The following is a 21,063-nucleotide window of genomic DNA, read 5'->3' as shown; positions in this document are numbered from 1 at the left end:
GGGGCTGTTACAGGATCTGTGGAGCGCGGGACATGGAAGCCATTGCCGGAAACAGGATCAGCGTACGCGAAGTGGGTCTGCGCGACGGCTTGCAGAGCATCGCCACGATCATGCCAAGCGCCGTCAAGCTCGACTGGTGCGGGCGCGAATTTTCAGCGGGCGTGAGCGATATCGAAGTCGGCTCGTTCGTGCCGCCGAAGCTGCTGCCGCAAATGGCCGATACGGCCGAGATCGTGGCCGGCGCCCGCAAGCTCCCGGGACTGACCGTATCCGTCCTGGTGCCGAACCTCAAGGGCGCCGAACGCGCCGTGGCCGCGAACGCGATGAAGCTCAATTACGCGATGTCGGTCAGCGAAGGACACAACTGGTCAAACGTACGCCGCACCGTTGCTGATTCGGTCGCTGACTTCGGGCAGATCGTCGCGCTGTGCCGCCAGATCGATCGCAGCGAAAGGCCGGTGGTGAGCGGCGGCCTTGCAACCTCTTTCGGCTGCACGATCGAGGGCGAGGTGGACGAGTCCCGCGTGCTGCGGCTGGCCGTGGAACTCGCGGAACTGGGCGCGCAAGAGATCGTGCTGGCCGACACCGTCGGCTACGGCAATCCCGCCGCGGTGCGCAGGCTGTTCGGCGCGGTGCGCCGCGAACTGGGCGACCTGCCGCTGGCGGCGCATTTCCACGACACGCGCGGCCTCGGGCTCGCGAACGTGGTGGCCGCGCTTGACGTCGGCGTCACGCGTTTTGACGCCTCGCTCGGCGGCCTCGGCGGATGCCCGTATGCACCGGGCGCGACTGGCAACATCGTGATGGAAGACCTCGTGTTCCTGCTCGAATCGATGGGGTACTCCACCTCGGTCGATCTGGCCGCGCTGATCGAAGTGCGGGCGTTCGTGCAGGAGCGGCTTGAGCGGGAGTCGTTCTACGGCGGCATCGCGAAAGCCGGGTTGCCGAAGCATTATCGACCGGTGCTGGCGGGTGGTTGAGGCGCGTGAACATGCAGGGCGGAAGATAACAATAACAACGTGTAAAGCGATCACAAGATAACGTGTCAGGAGACAGCAATGTTCAAGGGAAGATACCGTTTCGCGATTGCCGCCATGTTGTTTCTCGCGACGGCGATTGGCTATATCGACCGATCCGCAATCGGTATCGTGGCGCCCTTGCTGACCCCGGAGCTGCACCTGTCGCCGTCGCAGATGGGCGTGATCTTCAGCGGCTTTTTCTGCGGCTATACGGCGTTTGCGTTCATCGGCGGATCGCTCGCCGACCGCTTCGGCCCCGTGCGCGTGATGTCGTGGTCCATGGGCATCTGGTCCGTGTTGTGCGGACTGACGGCGGTGGTCTTCAGCTTCAGCTCATTCTTCATCCTGCGGGTGTTCTTCGGCATGGGTGAAGGCCCGACACTCACTACCATCAACCGCACCGCGGCGAACTGGTTCTCGCGCCGCGAAGTCAGCACCATGGTAGGAACGATCTTCTCGGGGCAGATGTTCGGGGCGGCCATTGCCGGGCCGATTGTCGGGCTGCTCGCGCTGCGGCTGGGATGGCGTGTCTCGTTCGTTGTCATCGCGGTGCTCGGGCTGGTCTGGCTGGCGGTTTTTCGCCGCATGGCGACCAACCGGCCCGCCGATAATCCGCGCGTGACGAGCGACGAACTGCAGCGCATCGAAGCCGGCCGCGAAGAACATGAACTGCAGGCCAACGACAACCGCACGCTGCGGCAGTGCCTCATCAGCCGTAATACGCTCGGGGTGTGCATCGGCCTGTTCGCGGCGAACTACACGATCAATAACCTGCTGTTCTGGCTGCCCACGTATTTCGTCTCGGCGCAGCATGCCGGGGTCCAGCAGATGAGCCTGCTCATGGCGATTCCGTGGATCGCGGGGATGATCGGGTCGTCGGGCGGAGGGTTGGTATCGGATCTCGTCTACCGGCGCATGAGCAATCCCGTCAGCGCGCGCAAGCTCTGCGCGTGGGTGCCGCTGGCGCTCTCGGGCCTGGCGGCGCTGCTGTTCAGCACGGCTTCTTCGCTCGTGACGGCGGTCCTGCTCGTGACCGCGGCAATCACCTTCATCTCGGCGGCGGGGCAGGCTCACTGGGTGATCAACCATGAACTTTATCCGCGTCGCCACGTGGGCGGGGTGGGTGGGTTCATCCACTTGATGGGCAATATCTCGGGCATCGTGGGGCCGGCCATCACGGGGATGGCAGTGCAGCATTTCGGCGGCTTCGAGGTGGCGTTCAAACTGTGCACGGCAATCGACGCCGTCGGCGTGCTGGCGATGATCTTGCTCGTGCACCGGCCGCTCGAGCGCGTCGCCGAGCTTGTGGCGAATCCGGGCGTATGACGTGAGACCGGGGAGATCGACTGTGATGGTTCAACCAAGGGATGTGCAGGAAGCCGCGTGGCGGGTTCAGCTTGGCGGCGATGCCCACCTGTACTGCGCGCTCGACGATTACACCGACGCGTGGCGTCCCGCCGATACGGTCGTGCTGCTGCATGGCATCGCGGAGCACGGCGGCATATGGCGGCCGTGGGTGCCCCATCTCACGCGCCGCTATCGCGTCCTGCGGCCCGATCTCCGCGGCTTTGGCCGGTCCAGCGCGCTTCCGGCAGGGGGCGCGTTCACGCTCGCCGACTGGGCCGACGACATCGAACGCATGATCGATTCGATCGGGTCAGGGCGGGGGCCGGACGACGCGCCTCCCCGCGTGCACCTGATCGGGACCAAGCTCGGGGCGCTGGTTGCATTCGAACTGGCGCAGCGCCGTCCTCCGTGGATTGCATCCATGACGCTCGCCGGCATGCTGCCGTCGCCGAGCAAGGCACTGGGGCCGTGGCTCGACGAATGGGTCGGGGTTATCGAGCGGGAGGGCGTCGAAAGCTGGGCGCGCCTGACCATGCCCGGACGCATGGGCACGACGCTGCCGCCCGAGGCGCTGGAGTGGTGGGCGCGATTGATGGGCACGACCTCGGCGGCCACGGTGCTCGCGTGCATGCGCTTGCTGCCCGGTATCGACGAACCGCCGAACCCGGAAGGGATTGCCTGCCCCACGTTGTTCATCGTGCCGGGCGCCCATGAAACCGGCGGGACCTACAATCAGCGTCCCGCGCCGGCCGACCTGCTGCGCCTGCAATCCAGGGTGCGGGGCTCCACGCTGCGCGAGATTCCGGCCGATTCGTACCACATCGCCGCGACTCATCCCGATGCGTGCGCGATCATGGCAGCCGAGTTTATAGAGGAATGCTGAGGAGATGACCGATGTCCAGTAATTCGATCAGCGGGCAGTTTGCGCAGGCCATCGTCGCGATGTCGACGAACACGCTGCCGGCCGGCGTGGTCGAGAAGGCGAAGCTGCGCATTCTCGACTCACTCACCACGGCGGTCGCCGCCCACGGCCTGGCTGTGCCGGGCGTTGCCGCTGCCCTCGTCGGCGAGAACCGCGGCAAGTCAACGATCATCGGCCAGCAGCAGAGGGTGCCCGCGATCGATGCGGCATGGGTCAATGCGACGCTCGTCAACGGGCGCTCGCAGGACGACTTCCTGTGCAAGTCGCACCCGGGTGCGATCGCGGTTCCGGCCGCGCTGGCCATTGCCGAGCAGGAGGGTGGCAGCGGCGCGGACTTCATCGCCGCCGTGGTGGCCGGCTATGAAATCACCGGCCGGGTCTACCTGGGCGGTCCGGGCATGCTGCCGAAATTCCGGGCGACCGGTGTGGCCGGAACAATAGGCGCGGCTGCCGCGGCCGCGCGCATGCTCGCGCTCGATGCCGAGCGCACGCGGCACGCGCTCGGCTGCGCGGCGGTGTTTGCATCGGGCTTCGGCGCGGGTTTCCTGAGCGGCACGATGGAGGTCAAGCTGAACGTGGGCATGGCGTGCCGCAACGGTGTGAGCGCGGCATTGCTCGCACAGGCCGGTGCGACCGCGAGCGATCTCGCGTTCGAGGGCGAGGCCGGCTTCTATCTGGCCATGGCCGGCACGACCGATCACGCCAGCGCTGCGACGCAGGACCTCGGCGAGCGCTATTTGCTCGGGGACACCGTCTACAAGGAATATCCGGTCTGCATTTTTGTGCAGACACCGATGACGCTTGCTCGCGAAATTGCGCACCTGTACCCGCTGCACGTCGACAGGATCGAGCGCGTGACGGTGCAGGTGTGTGAGCTGACTTACACCAATCCTGGCTTCACCAATGTCGCGCCGTTCACGAGCGCGCTGCGCGCCCGCGTCAGCGCGCGTTTTTGCGTGGCCGCCGCGTTGCTCGGCAAGCCGATCGACGAGCACGATTTCTACGCATGCGTCGACGATCCCGATGTGCTCGCGCTGGCTGCGCGCATCGACCTCGTGCTGGACCCGCAAAGCGTGGATACGGTCAGGGTGGCGGTGGAACACGGTGGCCATACGCTGGCGCTTACCGGCATAGAAGGGGAAACGCTGCGTCCTTCGCGCGAGAAAGTGATCGCAAAGTACCGGCGGCTGACGTCGGAAATATTGGGTCCGAAGACGGAAACGGTGCTGCGCCAGATCCTGGACCTTGAGCACTTGCCTCATCTGCACGATCTGATGGGCTCATTGCGCGGCGCCGGCACACCACCGGCTCAGCGCTGAGCGCAGGAATCGCGCAAGACGAGCTCGGTCGGGATGGTGATGCGCTGAGGATCGCGTGCGGAGGCGGTCGAGTTCATCCGCGCAAGCAGCAGTTCGGCTGCGGCCGTCCCGACTTTGGCAAGCTCCCAGCGCACGGCGGTCAACGCGGGTTCGAAGAGACTTGCGACGTCGGTATCTCCGAGCGTAATGAGGGATAACTGGCCCGGCACCGCCAGCTTCAGCATCCGCACGACCTTGAGGACCTGCGGCATCTGATTGGCGCCCGCGACGATCGCGGTGGGCGGCTTCGACGAGACCAGCATCCGGTAGGCTGCCTGGTAGCCCGCGTCGGGCAGGAAGACGTCCGGCGACAGCAACGACTCGTCGATGGGAATACCCGCCTCGTGGTGTGCGCTGCGGTAGGCCAGCCGGCGCTGCCGGCCGGGCAGCGCGGCTTGCGTCACCGTTACCAGACCGATGCGCCGGTGCCCGAGCTTGATCAGGTAGTTCATCGCCTGGAGCGTGCCGCCGAAGTGGTCGACCGAGACGGCATCAATTGGCAGGCTCGATTCGCGCTCAAGCAGGATGGTCGGGATGGTGCAGTCCGCCAGCAGCTTGAGGGTGGCGGGATCTTCTTCCCTGCTCAGGGTGATGATCAGGCCATCGAAACGGCGGCGCTGGAACAGCGTCAGGATCTCGGCTTCCGTGTCCAGGCGGTCGCGGCTGTTGGACAGCATCATGCTGTAGCCGTGCTGGTGCAACACCTCTTCCGCCGCGCTGACTGTGGCGGAGAACAGGGGGTTGGAGATGTCGGAGACCATGCAGCCCACGACCTGCGTCGACTGGGTCCGCATGCTCTGGGCGACCGAGTTCGGCACGTAACCCAACGCACGGGCGGCCTCGTTGACGCGTTCGCGCAGCGCGGGGGCCACCGACTCCTTGTTGTTGATGACGCGTGAAACGGTTCCCAGCGCGACGCCGGCGCGGACCGCCACGTCGACGATTGTCACGCGCTTCGCCTGCTTGCTGGCGAATTCGCTTGGCGGTGGGGAGGATTTGCGGCGAGGTGGCATGCGTCGGTTCTGGTTGAGATGACACTTGAGATGGCACGGAAGTGACCGGATTATAGGGGCAAGAGGGCGGCATATCTTGATTGATCGCGCGGTTTCATGCTTGCATCCGGCATTTTGCATGAAACGTTTCATTGACGTTGGGACGAAATTTACCTAGGCTAGCAGCGTGTGATGCATTGACCGTCGAAGCCCGATCCAGGAGGACGAATGTGTATACCGAACGACGCATCGAACCGGCCAGCGCCGATCATCAGGGGAGCGTCGACATGAGTGCATCGCACGCAACGCAACTGACGCAGCTTTACGACTCGTGGAGCGGCGGTTCGCTCACGCCGTCGAGCCGGGCCAGTGCGCGGATGGGGATTCTGGATATTCTCGGATGCATCGTCGCGGGTTCGCAAACGCACACGGCCGCGACCGTGCGTGAGCTGGCCATCGAGCAGGGCAGTGCGCAACAGGCGGCGGTGTTCGGTACGGGCGTGCGCCTGTCGGTGCCGCTTGCGGCCCTGGTCAACGGCGTGGCGGGCCATGTGCTCGATTACGATGACATGAACGCCACCCTCATCGGACATCCGAGCGTGGTGCTCGTTCCGGCGATCATGGCGCTTGGCGAAGCGAGGGCGATGAGCGGATCTGCTTTCCTCGACGCCTACGTGCTTGGCTTCGAAATAGCCGCCCATTTCGCCCGGACGATGGTGCCTCGCCACTATGACGCGGGCTGGCATACCACCTCGAGCATCGGCATCTTTGGCGCGGCGGCGGCCTGTTCGCGCGTGCTCGGGCTCGATGCGCGCGGCATGCTCAACGCGCTTGCCATCGCGGCGTCCAATGTTGCCGGCCTGCGGGCCAATTTCGGTTCCGAAACCAAATCGCTCCATGCGGGCCAGGCGGCCGAGGGCGGTGTGCGCGCGGCCATGCTGGCTGCTCGCGGCTTCACCGCGAATGTCGGTTTGTTCGATGCGCCGGACGGCCTGTTCGCCACCTACGGCGCCAACCCGGTACCGAAGGAAGCCCCTTTGGATGAGGCCCTGGAGATCGATGCTTCGGGGATTGGAATCAAGCCCTATGCGTGCTGCGGGGCGGGCATCTCCGTGATCGACGTCATGCTCGACCTGCATGAAGGCGGCTTGCCGCCGGTGGAAGATCTGCTCGATATCGACTGTGCGGTGACCAGCATGGCGACGCGCATCATGCCGCTGCAACAGGCGGCCAACGGACTCGAGGGCAAGTATTGCATCGCGTATTGCGCTGCCGTGGCTTACCTGGACGGAGCAGGCGGCCTCGCCCAGTTCGACGATGCACGCGTGCAGCGCGAGGACGTACAGGCGCTGATGAAACGCGTGAACGTGCGCGTCGCGCCTCATCTTGCCTCGGGTGCGGGCCGTTTTGGCGTGGAGCTGACGATCAGGCGGCGCGACGGCACTACGCTTGCGGCTCAAGTCGAGCTGCCGCGTGGTCATCCGCACAGGACGCTGTCGTCCGCAGCCCTGCTGCGTAAATTCACCGATTGCGCGACGCCGGTGCTTGGAACTGAGCGGACCACCGAGGTAGCAGGAATCGTCGCTGCACTGGAAGACCTTGCCGACATCCGGCAACTGTCAGCACTGCTGCAGCCATGACCGACGCGCCGGACGCACGGCCGATTATCGTCATGCTCGACGACTACGAGCGCTCGTTTCGCGCGCTGGCGGACTGGTCCGGCATCGACCGGCTGGCAAGCGTGCGGGTCGAACATGCTCCGCTATATGGCAACGCATTGCTGGCGGCGCTCGTAGATGCCTCCGCGATCGTGTTGCAGCGAGACCGCACGCCGTTCCCCAGCGAACTCATCGGCCAACTGCCGAAGCTGGAATACCTGGTTTTTACCGGTTCGCGCAACACCACGCTCGATCTCGACGCGCTGAACCAGCGCGGCATTCCCGTGAGTTTCAGCGGCCGCGCGGCAACCCGCGACGGCACCTGCGAAATCGCCTGGGCGCTTATTTTCGCCGCGGTGAAACGGCTGGAAACCAATTTTGCCCTGATGCGTGCCGGCGGCTGGCGCGAGACCGGCCGATTGCCCGGCTCGCTCGCGGGCGAACGTTTTGGAATCATCGGGTTGGGTGATATCGGCCGGCAGATGGCCCGGATCGCGCAGGCATTCGGCATGGAAGTTGTGGCGTGGAGCCCGCACATGACGCCCGAACGCGCCCGCGAGTGCGGTTGCGTCGCAGTGCCGCTCGACGAATTACTGTCGAGTTCGATAGTCGTCAGCTTGCATATCGTGCCAAGCGAATCAACTTACCGGCTCCTCGATGCCAAACGGCTGGCGCTGATGCGGCCCGAAGCAATCCTCGTGAATACGGCGCGCGCGGAACTTATCGATACCGCCGCGCTGATCGACGCGCTGGACGCTGGCCGTCCCGGTGCGGCGGCGCTCGACGTATTCGATACGGAGCCGCTCGCGCATGACCATCCGCTGCGCCAACGGGCGGATGTCGTGCTGACGCCGCATCTGGGTTTCGTGATCCGTCCGGTCCTGGAGACGTTTGCTCGCGGCGTCGTGGAATGTCTGTCGGCGTGGCTGGAGGGCCGGCCGTTGCTGAGAACGCTTGGGTGATGGCGGCGCGCCTCTTCGAGCAGCGGGGGTTTCGCCGGCGGCGGACTCAGCGGACTCAGCGGCGGATTGTCGTGGCGTAGATAAAGCGCTCGGGATGGTAGATCGAGCGCCCGGCGACCATCGGCATGCCGTCGGCGCCGATCAACTGGCTTTCGCGCAGCAGCACCGGCGAATTCGGCGGGATGTTCAGCAATTGCGCTTCCTCCTCGGAGGCCGCCGTCGCGCGGATGGCCGTGTTCGAGAGCAGGGTCGGCAACTTGAGCGTGCGCTCGATCGTCTCCCAGACGGTTTCGTGCACCAGGTCGGCATCGTCGAGCCGCTCGAAGATTTCCACCACGATATAGCGATAGTCGATGCTGACCGGATGACCGTCCGCATGGCGCAGGCGCCTCATATAGCCGACCGGCTGGCCCGGTTTTATGTTCAGCGAGGCTGCGACCAGCATGTTTGCCGCGGTGACGCTGCGCTCGAGCAGGCTGATGCGCACATCGCGGCCCTGCACGCGCCATTCGCTGAGCGTGGCCTCGAAGTGATCGACGGAGCCTTGTGCCGGCTTCTGGACGACGAAGGTGCCCTTGCCACGCTGCCGCGTGAGCAGGCCGCTGCGCACCAGGTCTTGCAGGGCCTGACGCACGGTCAGCGGACTCACGCCGAATTCGCGGGTGAGTTCCTGGTCGGTGAGACCGGTCAGGTCAGTACCGTGCTCGGCGATACGCTGACGCAGGATCGCGGCAATCTGCATCCAGCGCGGTACCGATGAATCCCGGTCAATGAGTTCAGTGTCCATGTCTGCTGCTAAGTAACGTTCCAGGTAATGCGTTCAATGGGACCGGTGGGCAGGCCGCGACTTCCGCGACTTCCTCGATGACGCAGCGATGGTAAAGCTCAAACCGCGTTATCCCGGGGACGTGAATGCCCGGTATGAAGCTCCCCGATTACGCTGAACTTTTCGAATACATCATGACGCGATGTCAACGGCGGCTCGGCGAATACTATAGAGTATTCACCCCGCTTTCAACGGCCCGTCCCGCCTGGACGTTTCGCCACCATCGGCTCGATCACCCCCGCTTCATGCAGTTCACGCAGCCGGGCGGGCGTCAGGCCAAGGATCTCACCCAGCACTTCGTCCGTATCCTGCCCCAACGCCGGCGCCGTGTGACGGACTTCGCCCGGCGTGCCGCTCATCCGGAACAACAGATTTTGCATCTTGACCGGCCCGAGGACGGCATCCGGCACATCGGTGATCGTGTCGAGCGAGCGGTACTGCGGATCCTCCATCACCTGCGAAATGTCATAAACCGGCGCGACCGCCGCGCCGGCCTCCGCAAAAGCGCGCATGACTTCGTCGATGCCGCGTTCCCCGATCCACCCGCCGACCACCGCATCCAGGAGGTCCGCGTGCTGCGCACGTTCGCCCCCGCTTGCAAACCACGGTTCGTCCACCAGATCAGGCCGTCCGGTCAGACGCAATACCCGTTCGGCGATTGCCTGCGAGCTGGTGGATATCGCGACCCACCTGCCTTCCTTCGTCTTGTAGGTGTTGCGCGGTGCGTTGTTGTGCGTGCGGTTGCCGGTGCGTTGCTGGATCTGGCCGAGCTGGTCGAAGACGGAGGCCTGTGCTCCCATCAGATGCAGGATCGGCTCGATGATGGCGATGTCGATCATCTGTCCCTCGCCGTCGCGCAGGTCGCGGTGATAGAGCGCCAGCATGACCGCGTAAGCCGCCGACAAGCCCGCGATGCCGTCCGCGAGACCGAACGGCGGCAAGGTGGGCGGCCCGTCGGGATGACCGTTGATATGGGCGAAACCGCTCATGGATTCGGCCAGGGTGCCAAAACCCGGACGCGCCGAATAAGGCCCGGACTGGCCGAAGCCGGTCATGCGCAGCATGACCAGGCGCCGGTTCACCTCATGCAGCTGCTCCCAGCCCAGATGCCATTTCTCCATCACGCCGGGCCGGAAATTTTCCAGGAGCACGTCGCTTTTGGCCGCAAGGTCACGCAGGATCTGCTGTCCGTCGGCGCTCGACAGGTCCAGCACGATGTTGCGCTTGTTGCGCCCGTAGAAAGCGTAGTTCAGTCCCACGCCATTTTTTTGCGGACCGCTCAGGCGCAGGCCATCGCCGCGCGGATGTTCGACCTTGATCACTTCCGCGCCATAGTCGGCAAGCAGCATCGCGCCGAACGGCGCGGCGATGATGGTCGAGCAATCGAGCACGCGTACGCCTTCCAGCGGTCGCGGCCGGCCTGCGGCGGTTTGCTTGTCTGTCATGGAAGTCTCCTCCGTGGCTTGGCGCCGGCGTCTCGCGTGCCGCTTGCGCGAGCCTTGCGTGATCCTAGGTAAATATCAGTAGTTGACGTTACCAATACTAGATAATAGTATCAAATACTATATAGATTTAACCTTGGCCGCAACCCTCCATGATCATCGACTCCCACCTGCATTTCTACGACATGCTTGCCGAGCCCCCCGGCGATGTTCATCACGATCACTTGCCGTTCGAGCGCGTCATTGCAGAGGCGCGCGAGATCGGCGTCGGCCAGATCGTGCAGGTCACGCCGTTCGCCGCCGGTTACGACAACCGACATGGTTTCGCCGTCGCCGAGCGTCATCCGGCCGACGTCCTCGGCGTGATTGCGCGGATCGATCCGCTGCACGCGGACGTCCAGCAACACCTGCGCGCCTTGCTCCAGAATCCAAAGATGCTGGCGCTGCGCCTGACGCTGATAGAGGACAACGAACACTGGCTGGCCGACGGCACTGTGGATGATTTTTTCCGGTTGGCCGAACGGCTGCAGGTACCGATGGAACTGTTCGCGCCGTTCCATGTGGCGCAGATGCACGACACCGTCAAACGTTTCCCCGGCGTGCGCTGGCTGATCGACCACATGGGCCTGCGTTATTACGCGGGCAAGGACAATCGCCAGGCATTTCGCCAATGGGATGCGTTGCTCGATCTCGCACAGGAACCCAACGTGTGGATCAAATGCAGCTACTTCCCTGAAGCGGCGAAGGACCTCGAAGACTATCCATTTCCTCTCGCGCGGAGTTACATGCGCCAGTTGTACGAGCGGGCCGGCGCGGGGCGGCTCATATGGGGTTCCAACTTTCCAAACGTTCGGCGGGCATGCACTTATCGGCAAGCACTCGATTTCATCCGTACCGGGTGCGACTTCATGAGCGTGGCCGAGCGCGAGGCAATCACCGGCGCCAACTTCTTGAGGTATGTGGCTCGCGAAGCTACACCGGTGTGAGACCGGCGCTTATCGCTCAATCATCGCTCAATCATCGTTCAATCGACCAGGAAATCATCATGGAATCGAAGCCATTCGACATCAAGCCGTTAGCGCCGTTCGGCGCTCAGGTCGTGGGCCTGGACATGCATCAGCCCGTGTCCGAAGCTGAACGCCAGGTCCTGCGCGAAGCGTTCAGCGAGCATGCGCTGCTGCTGTTTCGCGATCAGGATCTCGACAAAGCCGACCTGCTGCGCGTTGCCGATATCTTTGGAAAAGTCTCCGAGCAGGGCGAGGCGCCCGGCGGCTTCAACTATGTGTCGAACCTGCATCCGCGCGGCTTGAACGCCGCGGGCGAGATGATCCTGGCCGCGGGCGACGGCGAACTGCAATTCCACTTCGACCACTGTTTCCAGGAAAACGTCCTGAAGGCGATCCTGCTGTACGGCGTCGAGATTCCTCCAACGGGTGGCGATACACTTTTTTCCGACATGCGTCTCGTCACCCGTCATTTGCCCGAAGATATCCGCGAACGTATCGACGACAAGATCATCCGGCATAAATCGGACACCCGTGCGGGTTGTCCGCAAGCCGATCACCCGATCATGTATCCGCATCCACGCACGGGCGAACGGGTTCTCTTCTTCAGCAAGCTGCACGCGCGGCAGATCCTGGGCTTGTCGGTGGAGGAAAGTCAGGCGTTGTTCCAGCGTTTCATTTCCATGATCGAAAACAAGGAGATCATGTACCGCCATGTTTGGGCGAAGCGTGACCTGGTGGTGTGGGACAACCTCGCGCTACAGCACGCGCGCGAAACCTTCGACCCGAAATATAAGCGCCACTTGCAGCGTCTGCAGATCGACTAGGAGGGCGAACGTCATGGGCTTGCAACAAAGGTCGGGCCTGCCGTTCTGGCGCTCGCTGCTGTTCGTACCGGTCAACGTGGAGAAGTATGTGCAGAAGGCGTCCGCGTGCGGCGCCGACGCGATCATCCTCGACCTCGAGGACAGCGTGGCCCCCGCCGACAAGGAAGCCGCGCGCGCACAGGTTGCCGCGGCCGCCGAGCGATGCGCTACAGCAGGAGCGGACATCCTGGTGCGTGTGAATCGTCCGCTCGAACTCGCTGTGCGGGACATCGAGACGGTCGTCGCTCCGCAGGTCAGCGCGCTGATGCTGCCGAAGGTAGACAGTGCGGGGCACGTGAGGCTGCTTGCCGAACTGGTGGAAAGCATCGAGCGGCGAAAGGGCATGGCCGTGGGTCACACGCGGTTTTACGCGGTGGTCGAGTCGGTCACCGCGTTTGCGCAGATCTTCGAGATTGCCGCCGCGCATCCGCGCATCGTTGCTTTTGCGTGCGGAGCGGAGGATTTCACCGCGTCCTGTGGCGCACAGCCGGACCCCGACGTGCTGCTTTATCCGAAGCAACAAGGGGTATTGGCGGCGCGCGCGGCAGGCGTGCTGCCGCTCGGCATTTTCAGTTCCAGCGCGAACTACCGGGACCTCGACGGCTTTCGCGCCGCTGTCGCGCAGGCGCGTCGCTTTGGCGTGGAAGGCAGCACCTGTATTCATCCCGCGCAGGTGCCCATCCTGAACGAAGGCTTCAGCCCCGGTGCTGACGAGATCGCCGCCGCGCAGCGGATCGTCGATACCTACGACGAAGCGTTGCGCAGCGGTCGTGGTTCCATCGGCCTGGACGGCCGGATGCTGGACGTGCCCGTGGTGGAGCGCGCCGAGCGCATCCTGGCGATCGCCGCGCGCATGCGCGCCTGACGGCGTTCGCCACGCGCGCGGTGTCGTTCACGTTTCGCTGCGCTGCATGCGCGCCACATCGAGATTGTGGCGTCGACGCCGCGAGGCACGCAGCGCGAAGAACACCTGGGCCAGGATCAGCAACGCACCGGCCGCGATGAACGTGGCGCTGATAGGCCGTTGCAGGAAAACACTCAGGTCGCCGCGCGAAAGCAGCATGGTGCGCCGGAAATTCTCCTCCATCAACGGTCCGAGTACGTAGCCGAGAAGGATGGGCGCCACTGAAAACCTGAGCGCGATCAAGAGTGCCCCCAGCACGCCGAATACCAGGGTTTCGCCTATCTCGAACAGGGCGTTGTTAGTGCTGTACACGCCCACGGCGATAAAAAAGAGCGCGGATGGAAACATGAAACGATAGGGCACCTGCAACAGCTTCACCCAGATGCCGATCATCGGTACATTCAGCATCACTAACAGGACGTTGCCGATCCAGAAGCTGGCGATCAAGCCCCAGAAGATGTCCGCATGTTCGGTGATCAATTGCGGCCCGGGCTGGATCCCCTGGATCAGCAAGGCGCCGAGTATCAGCGCCATCACCGCGTCTCCGGGAATGCCGAGACTCATGGTGGGAATGAAGTCCACCTGGGTCTTCGAGTGCGATGCCGCCTCCGGTGCCGCCACGCCCTCGAGCGCTCCGTTGCCGAAACGTCCCGGCGTCCTGGAGATCTTTTTTTCCAGCGCGTAGGCGATGAACGTCGTGATCGTGGGTCCGGTGCCCGGCATCGCGCCGAAGAGCGTGCCGACCAGCGTCCCGCGCACCATCGGCAGGAACGCCTGCTTCATTTCAGCCTTGCTCGGGCGCATGTCCTTCAGGCGCAGCTTCGTGCCGCTGCCGACCACCTGCATGCGGTTGACGTTGCACAGGAAGTCCGCCACGCCGAACAGTCCCAACGCCAGCGCCACCAGTTCGACCTTGTCGGAAAGCTCGATGAAGCCGAAGGTGAAGCGCATCGTGCCGCTGTTGACGTCGGTGCCGACAATGCCGATCAGCAGCCCGAGCGCGGTCATCGCCATGCCCTTCAACGCGGAACCCTTCGCCAGCGTTCCGCCCGCCAGCAAGCCGAGCAGCATGATCGAGAAGAGTTCCGCCGGCCCGAACTTGAACGCAATGGCGACCAGCGGCCGTGACAGAAAGATCATCACAAGGATTCCGAACGATGCCGCGAAGAACGACGCCATCATGGCGATACCGAGCGCGGTTCCGCCTTTGCCCATCCGGGTCATCGGATAGCCGTCGAGACAGGTGACCGCGTGCGGCGGATGGCAGGGCAGATTCAGCAGAATCGCGCCGATCGCGCCGCCGTATTGCGAACCGTAGAAGATGCCGGCCAGCATCAGGATGGCCGGCACCGGATGCAGCGTGTAGGTAAGCGGCAGCAGCATGGAGATGGCGGACAACGCGCCCATCCCCGGCAATACGCCGATCAGGTTGCCCATGAGTACGCCGAAAAACGACCACATCAGGTTGTGCGGTTCCAGGGCAACGCCAAACCCCTGCATCAGGTCCGTCAAGGTTTGCGACAGCATCGCTCAGGCTCCCCAGGCGAACAGGGGAAACTGCAGCTTCAGCGCCCACCAGAACACCACGACGCAGATGGCGCACATTGCCAGCGCGAGGATCGCCGCACTCCTGAGCGTGTTCTGCCGGTCGCCGAGCGCGGCAATGAAGACGATCGCGAACGTGGCGGGCAACAGGCCGCCGAACCGGCCGATCACGACGAAGGCGGCAATGCTGAGCATGATGCAAAACCAGCCGCGCCATTCAGGTCGAAGAGGGGCATCGTCGGCTTCGGCTTCGGCTTGTTGCCGGGCGCCCGCACTCATCGCGATCAGCATGCCGAGCAGCGCCAGGATGGCGCCCACGGAGACGGGAAAGAATCCCGGCCCCATGCTGCGCAGATCGCCCATGCGGTACTGGAAGCCCATCCATGCCGCGCCGAGCCCGATCAGCAGCATCAGCACGCCGCCGTAATACTCCCGGTGAATGTGGCCCGGGAAACCAGCCAGGTTGCTGCGTTCCATGTCAGGTGTCTCCTGATTGACGGGCGCGCAGCCGGATATGGGTTGTTCCGGCTGCTGCCCGTCTTGTTATGTGTTCGAAGCGGGGAAAATCGTACCCTGCGCCAGACGTTGCAGGCTCAGTCTCGCAGTAGCGCCGTCAGGTCATGCAGGTTCGGCAAGTGTTCCAGCCGCAGGACATCCCGCAGCAGGGTCTCCGTCTTCGGACCCAGAATGGGCGATGTCAGGCGACGGAATTTGGCAATGACCTTGTCGGACGAAGAAAGCAGCGTCTCTCCTTCGATACCTTCCAGAGCGCGGCTCCCGTTACCGTCAGTGATCGATACCGTGACCCGGTCCTTGCTGGCCGGGTCGATGACGAGGTCGATGCGTTCGGCCAACGCGAGCACGTCGGCGGCGTCGAAATGCTCGTAGAACGCGTAATCGTCAATGGGCTTGTCCAGCAGTGCAGCCGCCACGCAAAAGCGTGCGCTGACTTTGGCATGCAGTGAACTCTTGAAAGGGGCGACGTTGGTAAAGCCGGGGAAGGCGTACGTCGATGGGGACACCGTGACCGTGATCCGGGAGGTGGTGTCGGCCGGCAGGGGGCGTTGGCTGATCAGTTCCCGGGCAAGGGTCATCGGCGTCTGCACGAAAATGCAGACCGGGAATTCCTTATAGACGGTTTCTTCCAGCAGATAGCGTTCGCCGAGGCCTTGCGTCGCGTATTGAATATCGTCGAGCGTTCCGGCCATCGCGCTATAAAACCCCGCCTCGCCTTCGAATGCCAGAGGACTGGCGGTCGCGCCGCCCCGCGCGAGGAGCGCCGCGCTTACGCCATTACGGCAGGCCATGCCAACGTTGAGCTTGACCTCCGCCGTGCCGGTCAGGAAGCCTGCGCCGAAGCCGGACGCGAACACCGCCGCGCAGCCGAGCGCGTGACTGGTCTGCTCCGCGTCCAGCTTGAGCACGCGGGCCGCGGCTGCCGCGGCTGCGATCGTTCCCGCCACGCCCGTCGCCCTGAATTTCGACACCATGCCCGGTCCGCCCAGATACACCCTGCCCACGATCTCGTAGCCCAGGATCACCGCCGCGATCAGTTCGGCGCCGCTGGTGTCTTCCTGCTCGGCCAGCGCGAGTGCGGCGGGAAGCGTGACCGCGCCGGGGTGTGACTTGCAAAGAAAGTCGTCCTGCGAGCGGCCGTTCACGAGCGTTGCGTTGACCAGCGCGGCGTCGATGGCGGGTACGGTCCGGGCCTGCCCGATGATCGTTGCGCGGCCGCGATTGTCGCCGACAAGGGCCGCAGCAATGGCAGGCACGGGAAGGTCCCGCGCGGCAATCGCCGTGGCAAGCGAATCCAGGATGCGGATTTTCGCTTGTTCGATCAGCGCCGGTGGCAGGGTCTCGAACGAGAGCGTGGTGATGAACTGAGCAAATTGCTGGCTGATCGTTGTGTTGGACATGTCCGGAGTACGCTTTCGAGGCGAAAGGAAATATGAACGCGGAACTGCCGCCATCAGGGTCGATGGGGGATGCGGTTGTCGGCAATAAATAAGCTATTGCTCTCACTCACTGTAGAAGTGTTGACACATGGATGTCAAGTATCTACGATCCCTAGTATTAAGCGGCGCTTGGGGCGAGGCGGATTGCCCAAGCGTGATATCGGTTTTCAACGGTTTGTTTATCGTCGCGTTCCTGTTGCCGGATGGTTGCCTAATGGTTGCCGACGGCTGGGCAGGCGAGGCGCACCCGCGAAGGGGCATCATCCATGCAGAGCATCAGGAATCACGCGAAAGCGCGTCTCGCTGCCGGAGAACTGGCGTTGGGCATGGGGTTGCGGCAGGCGCGCACCGTCGATATCGCGCAGATCGCGCACACCAGCGGTTTCGACTGGCTCTTCATCGACATGGAGCACAACTCGATGGATGTCGATGCCGCGGCGCAAATTTGCCAGGCCGCGCTCACGTCCGGCGTGACACCCATCATCCGTGTGCCGGGTCATGAATCCTTTCACGCAACGCGGCTCCTCGACAACGGTGCGATGGGCATTGTCGTGCCGCATGTCAGCACCGCCGCGCAGGCCGCGTGCATTGCCGACATGTGCCGTTTCCCGCCGGCCGGCAGCCGTTCCATTCCAGGCCTGTTGCCGCAAATGGGCTTCGAGGCGCATCCCATCGCGGATGTCGTGCGGGCCGTGAACGACGAAGTCCTGGTCGTTGCAATGATCGAGACACGAGAGGGTCTGGAAAATGTCGATGCAATCGCGGCGGTGCCGGGTATCGATGTGCTGCTTGTCGGTGCGACGGATCTCGCGGCCGAGTTGGGTGTGACGGGACAACTGGGCCATCCGCAGGTAGACGCAGCGATCGACGCCGTGTGCGCCGCCTGCGCGAAACACGGGAAGGTGGCGGGCGTGGGGGGTGTCTATATCGAGGCGCTGATGACGGCTTATATCCAGAAGGGCGCGCGCTTCATTCTCAGCGGATCCGATCTGGCCTTCCTCATGGCGGGTGCGCAGGCTCGCTCGGTCATGCTTCGCTCGATTCCGCTGCATGCCGCCAGCCAGACGGTGACGTCATGAAGTTGATTGAGCCGATTGCCGACCGTGTAAGAGTGGATTGAACATGCCGCAAACAAAAACCATGTCGGGAGATGGACCCGTCATAGAAGTCAAAACGAATGCACGTGCGCCCGAGACGATAACCTCGAAGCTCGATGGAATACGCGAACAGGTTCGTGGAATGATTCAACGAGGGGAACTGCGACCCGGTGAACGCGTCAACGAGCAGGCCTTGGCCAACCATATCGGCGTGGGGCGCAACTCGGCGCGCGAGGTGCTCCGCGCGCTCGAGCAAGCCGGTCTCGTGCAGATCGTGCCCAATCGCGGCGCGCATGTAAGGCGTCTTTCTCTCGAGGAGGCCATGGACTTGTACGAAGTTCGCGCAGGCCTGGCGCGTACGGCGGGCCGGCTGGCGGCATTGCGCATGACGGGCGACGAGGAGCGTGCGCTGTGCGACTTGCTCGCGCGGATGGACCTCGCGAGCGAGGCTCATGACGCGCACCTTTATCAAAGCCTCAACATCGAGTTTCATCATCATCTGATGCTGGCAACCAAGAACCCGCGACTGATAAAAGTGAACCGGGCAGTCGAAGAAGAATTGACGCTGTACCTTCACAAAGGCGTTTACTCGCCCGTGCAGATGCGCCGCTCGGCAAACGAGCATCGCAATATTTTCGATGCACTGCGTAACGGCCAGGCCACTCAAGCCGCAGAGGCGTTCGAGTTCCACGTGCTGACCGGCAAGCAGCGAATGCTCGATACAGTATCGGTCCAGCCGGTTGGCCTTTGATGAGGATAGGCCGTCATTCATGTTTGCGGGATGGTTGGTTATCCGGGCGGCAAGAGCTGACAACCCGGAGCCGACGAACGTAACGCACGCGTTCGTCAAAGCAGCGGCCGGGCTGAACAATAGGGCTGAAAACAGTCATCAGCCGATACGCGAACGCCGCATGCCCCAACGGGACTTTCTTCGGAGCGGGTGCGGCTTTCGCGAACCCTTTCTCTACCCACATTCCTCTCGATCTTTGGGGCGATCCGGCAACACTTCCGAAAATCCACCGTTCGCTTTCTGAGGGATGCGCGTCCCTTCTGCTACTACGCCTCGCTCGCGACAAGTTGACGAAGCCACGCGGACTTATGCGAATTGATGACTTAATTTAGTTTGCACTACAAATAAAATATTAGACTTAAAGTCGATTTTTCCTACGGCACCGAGATTCCGAAGTAACGGAATTAACGCGGTCTACGGTGAGGGCGTCGATCAACGCGCTGCATTGCACAAGCGAATGCACGCGCTTGGCTCAGCGAGATGTAGTTGCGTCATCGCAATATCTTCTAGTCATCAAGGTAATGCCTGTTGCAGGTAAATCCAGCAGGTTTGCAGACATTCCTTAAACCAAATGCCTTCCCTGTGGCAACGGACGAGTCATGGCATTTAGAGAGACCAATACATATACGCACCGTGGATACTCGCAATAGATTGTGTGGCTCCGCACATCGCCTTTCTCCTCAGCCATAGACACTTTCAACAAAATATGGGCGCGGCGGTCGTATGCATGTACGCAAGTGCGAAGCCTCCATGCCCGAATGAACTGGAGACGATCTATGACTGCGCACGCAGCGCGTCCGCCTTTGCCTGGGCGGCCCATGGTGCATGCCGAGGCCGCTACATGGTGGGGTTTATCACCCGATGGCCAGGCACGGGACTTCCCCGTTGATGTCCGGAGATCATCTCGTTCAAGAGCAACTTATTGCGTTGCAACGCGGTCCCATAAACGGTCGGCGTGTCAACGGCAACGCTCCGCATCTGAATCAGAAAATGGAAATGAACAAAGCTGGTATCTGCTGACGCGGCCGATGGTGACTCGGCCGATTCTCAACGTCGCTGCGCAATGTTCGAGAACACAAAGACAAAGGCCATTGCGGCAGCGCACCACGACAGCTTCGTTCTCCTACTGTACAGGTGCAACATGAGCGTTTTAGAGAACCTTGCCGGCCGTACGACTCAATGGGTGATAGTCGATACGTCGTATTTCGATTCCACCACGCATAGCTTTATGCGCGGCGACATCGAAATAGACGGGGCGAAAATAGAACGTATCCTCCCGCCGAAAACATCGCGGCGCACGGAGGTTCTTCCGGGCCATGAGATTGTCTGCGTTCCTGGATTCATTAATGCCGATACTGGCCTTGATCAACAAGATTGGCCTGAATACTCGCACGAACTCGCGCGCTGCGGAATCACGACTGCCGGTTCGTTCAATCGCGACTTACCCGATTGCGACGGATTCGAAGGGGAGAGCAGCGTAAGACGGCTGATTTACGTTGAATTAGGGGAGAGCCAGTCTGGGCTCGCGGAAATCGACAGACAATCATTGGAGAGATTCGAGCGGGCCGCCAATTCAAGGGCATTCGACAGATGCACCTTATTGCCTGCCGTGGTTCCTCGAGAAATATGGTCGGCGTCGTCGTTGATAACAGTCACGTCACTTGCCGAGCGAGTGGGGCGGCGGCTTTGTGTGCGGCTTTCCGGGACAAAAGCCGACGCCCAAAATTATGTGGAAACGCGATTTTTTTCGGAAGTCGGCCTTCTTTCGTATCTGCACATTCTGACAGCCCATGTGACGATTTTCGAGCTTTCCCAGCTTTCTCGTCGAGACGTCATTATGCTGCGCGACTCTTCAGCGAGTCTCGTGTGCGCACCCAAGGCCATGAGCGAACCCTCGACTCGGCAGGGTTGTACGACACCATCGTTCAGAGATCGCGCGATAGCTCTTTCCCTTCGCAAGGAATCGGATGCAGATCTGAATCGGCATGCATCGATGCTCATGTCGTCGACAACGCTGATGCACGCGTCCGAGAACAACACGCAAACCTGCAACGCACTCGTCGACGCGCTCACGCACTCGGCTGCATCGGCACTTGGACTCAACGACATCGGCGCAATAGCGGCGAATATGAAAGCCGATCTTTGCCTCTTCGATCGACCGCCCGACCTCTACGGCGGCTACGGCAGTCTTCACTTCCTCAGACTGCTGGTTAGCGGAAGGCCACGCCACGTATTGATTGATGGCTTGCCCGTAGTGGTCAATGGCGTGTTTGTTGGAGAAGCCGCTCATGTTTGATTCATCGATACGCAATGCGCAGCAAACTGGCTTGCCGACACGCTGGACGAGACGTGTCATGGCACCTGATCAGGAGTGTG

The 21,063-nt window shown here is 62.6% G+C and carries 18 protein-coding genes and 1 pseudogene; 13 read left to right on the top strand and 6 right to left on the bottom strand.

Annotated elements, in window-relative coordinates; all coding sequences use genetic code 11:
• Positions 1–32 precede the first annotated feature (32 nt).
• The 4 genes from ACSQ8V_RS37170 (at position 33) to ACSQ8V_RS37155 (ending at position 4,607) form a co-directional block, all read left to right on the top strand.
• Complete coding sequence (locus ACSQ8V_RS37170) at positions 33–980, top strand: hydroxymethylglutaryl-CoA lyase (RefSeq protein WP_436209142.1); 948 nt, start codon at positions 33–35, stop codon at positions 978–980.
• 78 nt (positions 981–1,058) lie between these two features.
• Positions 1,059–2,345 carry an MFS transporter gene (locus ACSQ8V_RS37165; protein WP_436209141.1) on the top strand — a complete coding sequence of 429 codons (1,287 nt, stop codon included), beginning with the start codon at positions 1,059–1,061 and terminating at the stop codon, positions 2,343–2,345.
• Positions 2,346–2,370: 25 nt separating this feature from the next.
• On the top strand, positions 2,371–3,249 hold the full coding sequence (locus ACSQ8V_RS37160; RefSeq protein ID WP_436209140.1) for an alpha/beta fold hydrolase: 879 nt from the start codon (positions 2,371–2,373) through the stop codon (positions 3,247–3,249).
• 11 nt (positions 3,250–3,260) lie between these two features.
• Positions 3,261–4,607 (top strand): MmgE/PrpD family protein, encoded by a 1,347-nt coding sequence (locus ACSQ8V_RS37155; RefSeq protein WP_436209139.1) that lies wholly within the window; start codon positions 3,261–3,263, stop codon positions 4,605–4,607.
• On the opposite strand, the gene ACSQ8V_RS37150 is transcribed toward ACSQ8V_RS37155, so the two are convergent.
• Entirely contained in the window at positions 4,598–5,596 is a 999-nt protein-coding gene (locus ACSQ8V_RS37150; protein ID WP_436209138.1) for a LacI family DNA-binding transcriptional regulator, read from the bottom strand. The genes ACSQ8V_RS37155 and ACSQ8V_RS37150 overlap by 10 nt on opposite strands.
• A gap of 272 nt (positions 5,597–5,868) precedes the next feature.
• On the opposite strand from ACSQ8V_RS37150, the gene ACSQ8V_RS37145 reads away from it, so the two are divergent.
• Positions 5,869–7,278 carry an MmgE/PrpD family protein gene (locus ACSQ8V_RS37145; protein WP_436209137.1) on the top strand — a complete coding sequence of 470 codons (1,410 nt, stop codon included), beginning with the start codon at positions 5,869–5,871 and terminating at the stop codon, positions 7,276–7,278.
• Positions 7,275–8,258, top strand: a complete 984-nt coding sequence (locus ACSQ8V_RS37140; protein WP_436209136.1) for a D-2-hydroxyacid dehydrogenase family protein — start codon at positions 7,275–7,277, stop codon at positions 8,256–8,258. The genes ACSQ8V_RS37145 and ACSQ8V_RS37140 overlap by 4 nt, the downstream gene beginning before the upstream one ends.
• Positions 8,259–8,313: 55 nt before the next feature.
• Here the strand turns inward: ACSQ8V_RS37140 and ACSQ8V_RS37135 are convergent, their stop codons facing one another.
• On the bottom strand, positions 8,314–9,045 hold the full coding sequence (locus tag ACSQ8V_RS37135; RefSeq protein WP_436209135.1) for a GntR family transcriptional regulator: 732 nt from the start codon (positions 9,043–9,045) through the stop codon (positions 8,314–8,316).
• Positions 9,046–9,272: 227 nt separating this feature from the next.
• Positions 9,273–10,529: a CaiB/BaiF CoA transferase family protein gene (locus ACSQ8V_RS37130; protein ID WP_213763683.1), complete on the bottom strand. Its 1,257-nt coding sequence runs from the start codon at positions 10,527–10,529 to the stop codon at positions 9,273–9,275.
• 149 nt (positions 10,530–10,678) lie between these two features.
• Here ACSQ8V_RS37130 and ACSQ8V_RS37125 point away from each other — a divergent pair, with 149 nt between their 5' ends.
• The 3 genes from ACSQ8V_RS37125 to ACSQ8V_RS37115 are packed head-to-tail and all read left to right on the top strand — an operon-like array spanning position 10,679 to position 13,261.
• A complete protein-coding gene (locus ACSQ8V_RS37125) occupies positions 10,679–11,512 on the top strand; it encodes an amidohydrolase family protein (protein ID WP_436209134.1) in 834 nt (277 codons plus the stop codon).
• 59 nt (positions 11,513–11,571) lie between these two features.
• Positions 11,572–12,357, top strand: a complete 786-nt coding sequence (locus ACSQ8V_RS37120; RefSeq protein ID WP_436209133.1) for a TauD/TfdA dioxygenase family protein — start codon at positions 11,572–11,574, stop codon at positions 12,355–12,357.
• 13 nt (positions 12,358–12,370) lie between these two features.
• Positions 12,371–13,261: an HpcH/HpaI aldolase/citrate lyase family protein gene (locus ACSQ8V_RS37115; RefSeq protein ID WP_436209132.1), complete on the top strand. Its 891-nt coding sequence runs from the start codon at positions 12,371–12,373 to the stop codon at positions 13,259–13,261.
• A 27-nt stretch (positions 13,262–13,288) separates the two neighbouring features.
• On the opposite strand, the gene ACSQ8V_RS37110 is transcribed toward ACSQ8V_RS37115, so the two are convergent.
• From ACSQ8V_RS37110 to ACSQ8V_RS37100, 3 genes are all read right to left on the bottom strand, one after another.
• Complete coding sequence (locus ACSQ8V_RS37110; protein ID WP_436209131.1) at positions 13,289–14,827, bottom strand: tripartite tricarboxylate transporter permease; 1,539 nt, start codon at positions 14,825–14,827, stop codon at positions 13,289–13,291.
• 3 nt (positions 14,828–14,830) lie between these two features.
• Positions 14,831–15,322, bottom strand: coding sequence for a tripartite tricarboxylate transporter TctB family protein (locus ACSQ8V_RS37105; protein ID WP_436209130.1), 492 nt, complete (start codon positions 15,320–15,322; stop codon positions 14,831–14,833).
• A gap of 116 nt (positions 15,323–15,438) precedes the next feature.
• On the bottom strand, positions 15,439–16,761 hold the full coding sequence (locus tag ACSQ8V_RS37100; RefSeq protein WP_436209129.1) for an MmgE/PrpD family protein: 1,323 nt from the start codon (positions 16,759–16,761) through the stop codon (positions 15,439–15,441).
• A 305-nt stretch (positions 16,762–17,066) separates the two neighbouring features.
• Here ACSQ8V_RS37100 and ACSQ8V_RS37095 point away from each other — a divergent pair, with 305 nt between their 5' ends.
• The 4 genes and pseudogenes from ACSQ8V_RS37095 (at position 17,067) to ACSQ8V_RS37080 (ending at position 20,983) form a co-directional block, all read left to right on the top strand.
• A complete protein-coding gene (locus ACSQ8V_RS37095; RefSeq protein ID WP_436209128.1) occupies positions 17,067–17,879 on the top strand; it encodes an HpcH/HpaI aldolase family protein in 813 nt (270 codons plus the stop codon).
• Positions 17,880–17,922: 43 nt separating this feature from the next.
• The gene (locus tag ACSQ8V_RS37090) at positions 17,923–18,648 is read left to right on the top strand and encodes a GntR family transcriptional regulator (protein WP_436185076.1); all 726 of its coding nucleotides are present in this window, start codon (positions 17,923–17,925) and stop codon (positions 18,646–18,648) included.
• A 46-nt stretch (positions 18,649–18,694) separates the two neighbouring features.
• A pseudogene (locus ACSQ8V_RS37085) lies at positions 18,695–18,906 on the top strand (IS6 family transposase); the annotation flags it as partial.
• Positions 18,907–19,828: 922 nt separating this feature from the next.
• The gene (locus tag ACSQ8V_RS37080; RefSeq protein WP_436209127.1) at positions 19,829–20,983 is read left to right on the top strand and encodes an amidohydrolase family protein; all 1,155 of its coding nucleotides are present in this window, start codon (positions 19,829–19,831) and stop codon (positions 20,981–20,983) included.
• Positions 20,984–21,063 lie beyond the last annotated feature (80 nt).

The sequence above is a fragment of the Caballeronia sp. LjRoot31 genome (assembly GCF_964253885.1).
Lineage (GTDB): Bacteria > Pseudomonadota > Gammaproteobacteria > Burkholderiales > Burkholderiaceae > Caballeronia.
This window is presented reverse-complemented; position numbering and strand designations above follow the sequence as displayed.

Coding starts and splice junctions, on each gene's coding strand:
- ACSQ8V_RS37080 (WP_436209127.1), top strand. CDS start 19,829: ATGAGCGTTTTAGAGAACCTTGCCGGCCGTACGACTCAATGGGTGATA.
- ACSQ8V_RS37130 (WP_213763683.1), bottom strand. CDS start 10,529: ATGACAGACAAGCAAACCGCCGCAGGCCGGCCGCGACCGCTGGAAGGC.
- ACSQ8V_RS37115 (WP_436209132.1), top strand. CDS start 12,371: ATGGGCTTGCAACAAAGGTCGGGCCTGCCGTTCTGGCGCTCGCTGCTG.
- ACSQ8V_RS37155 (WP_436209139.1), top strand. CDS start 3,261: ATGTCCAGTAATTCGATCAGCGGGCAGTTTGCGCAGGCCATCGTCGCG.
- ACSQ8V_RS37100 (WP_436209129.1), bottom strand. CDS start 16,761: ATGTCCAACACAACGATCAGCCAGCAATTTGCTCAGTTCATCACCACG.
- ACSQ8V_RS37095 (WP_436209128.1), top strand. CDS start 17,067: ATGCAGAGCATCAGGAATCACGCGAAAGCGCGTCTCGCTGCCGGAGAA.
- ACSQ8V_RS37170 (WP_436209142.1), top strand. CDS start 33: ATGGAAGCCATTGCCGGAAACAGGATCAGCGTACGCGAAGTGGGTCTG.
- ACSQ8V_RS37135 (WP_436209135.1), bottom strand. CDS start 9,045: ATGGACACTGAACTCATTGACCGGGATTCATCGGTACCGCGCTGGATG.
- ACSQ8V_RS37105 (WP_436209130.1), bottom strand. CDS start 15,322: ATGGAACGCAGCAACCTGGCTGGTTTCCCGGGCCACATTCACCGGGAG.
- ACSQ8V_RS37125 (WP_436209134.1), top strand. CDS start 10,679: ATGATCATCGACTCCCACCTGCATTTCTACGACATGCTTGCCGAGCCC.
- ACSQ8V_RS37110 (WP_436209131.1), bottom strand. CDS start 14,827: ATGCTGTCGCAAACCTTGACGGACCTGATGCAGGGGTTTGGCGTTGCC.
- ACSQ8V_RS37140 (WP_436209136.1), top strand. CDS start 7,275: ATGACCGACGCGCCGGACGCACGGCCGATTATCGTCATGCTCGACGAC.
- ACSQ8V_RS37090 (WP_436185076.1), top strand. CDS start 17,923: ATGCCGCAAACAAAAACCATGTCGGGAGATGGACCCGTCATAGAAGTC.
- ACSQ8V_RS37160 (WP_436209140.1), top strand. CDS start 2,371: ATGGTTCAACCAAGGGATGTGCAGGAAGCCGCGTGGCGGGTTCAGCTT.
- ACSQ8V_RS37165 (WP_436209141.1), top strand. CDS start 1,059: ATGTTCAAGGGAAGATACCGTTTCGCGATTGCCGCCATGTTGTTTCTC.
- ACSQ8V_RS37120 (WP_436209133.1), top strand. CDS start 11,572: ATGGAATCGAAGCCATTCGACATCAAGCCGTTAGCGCCGTTCGGCGCT.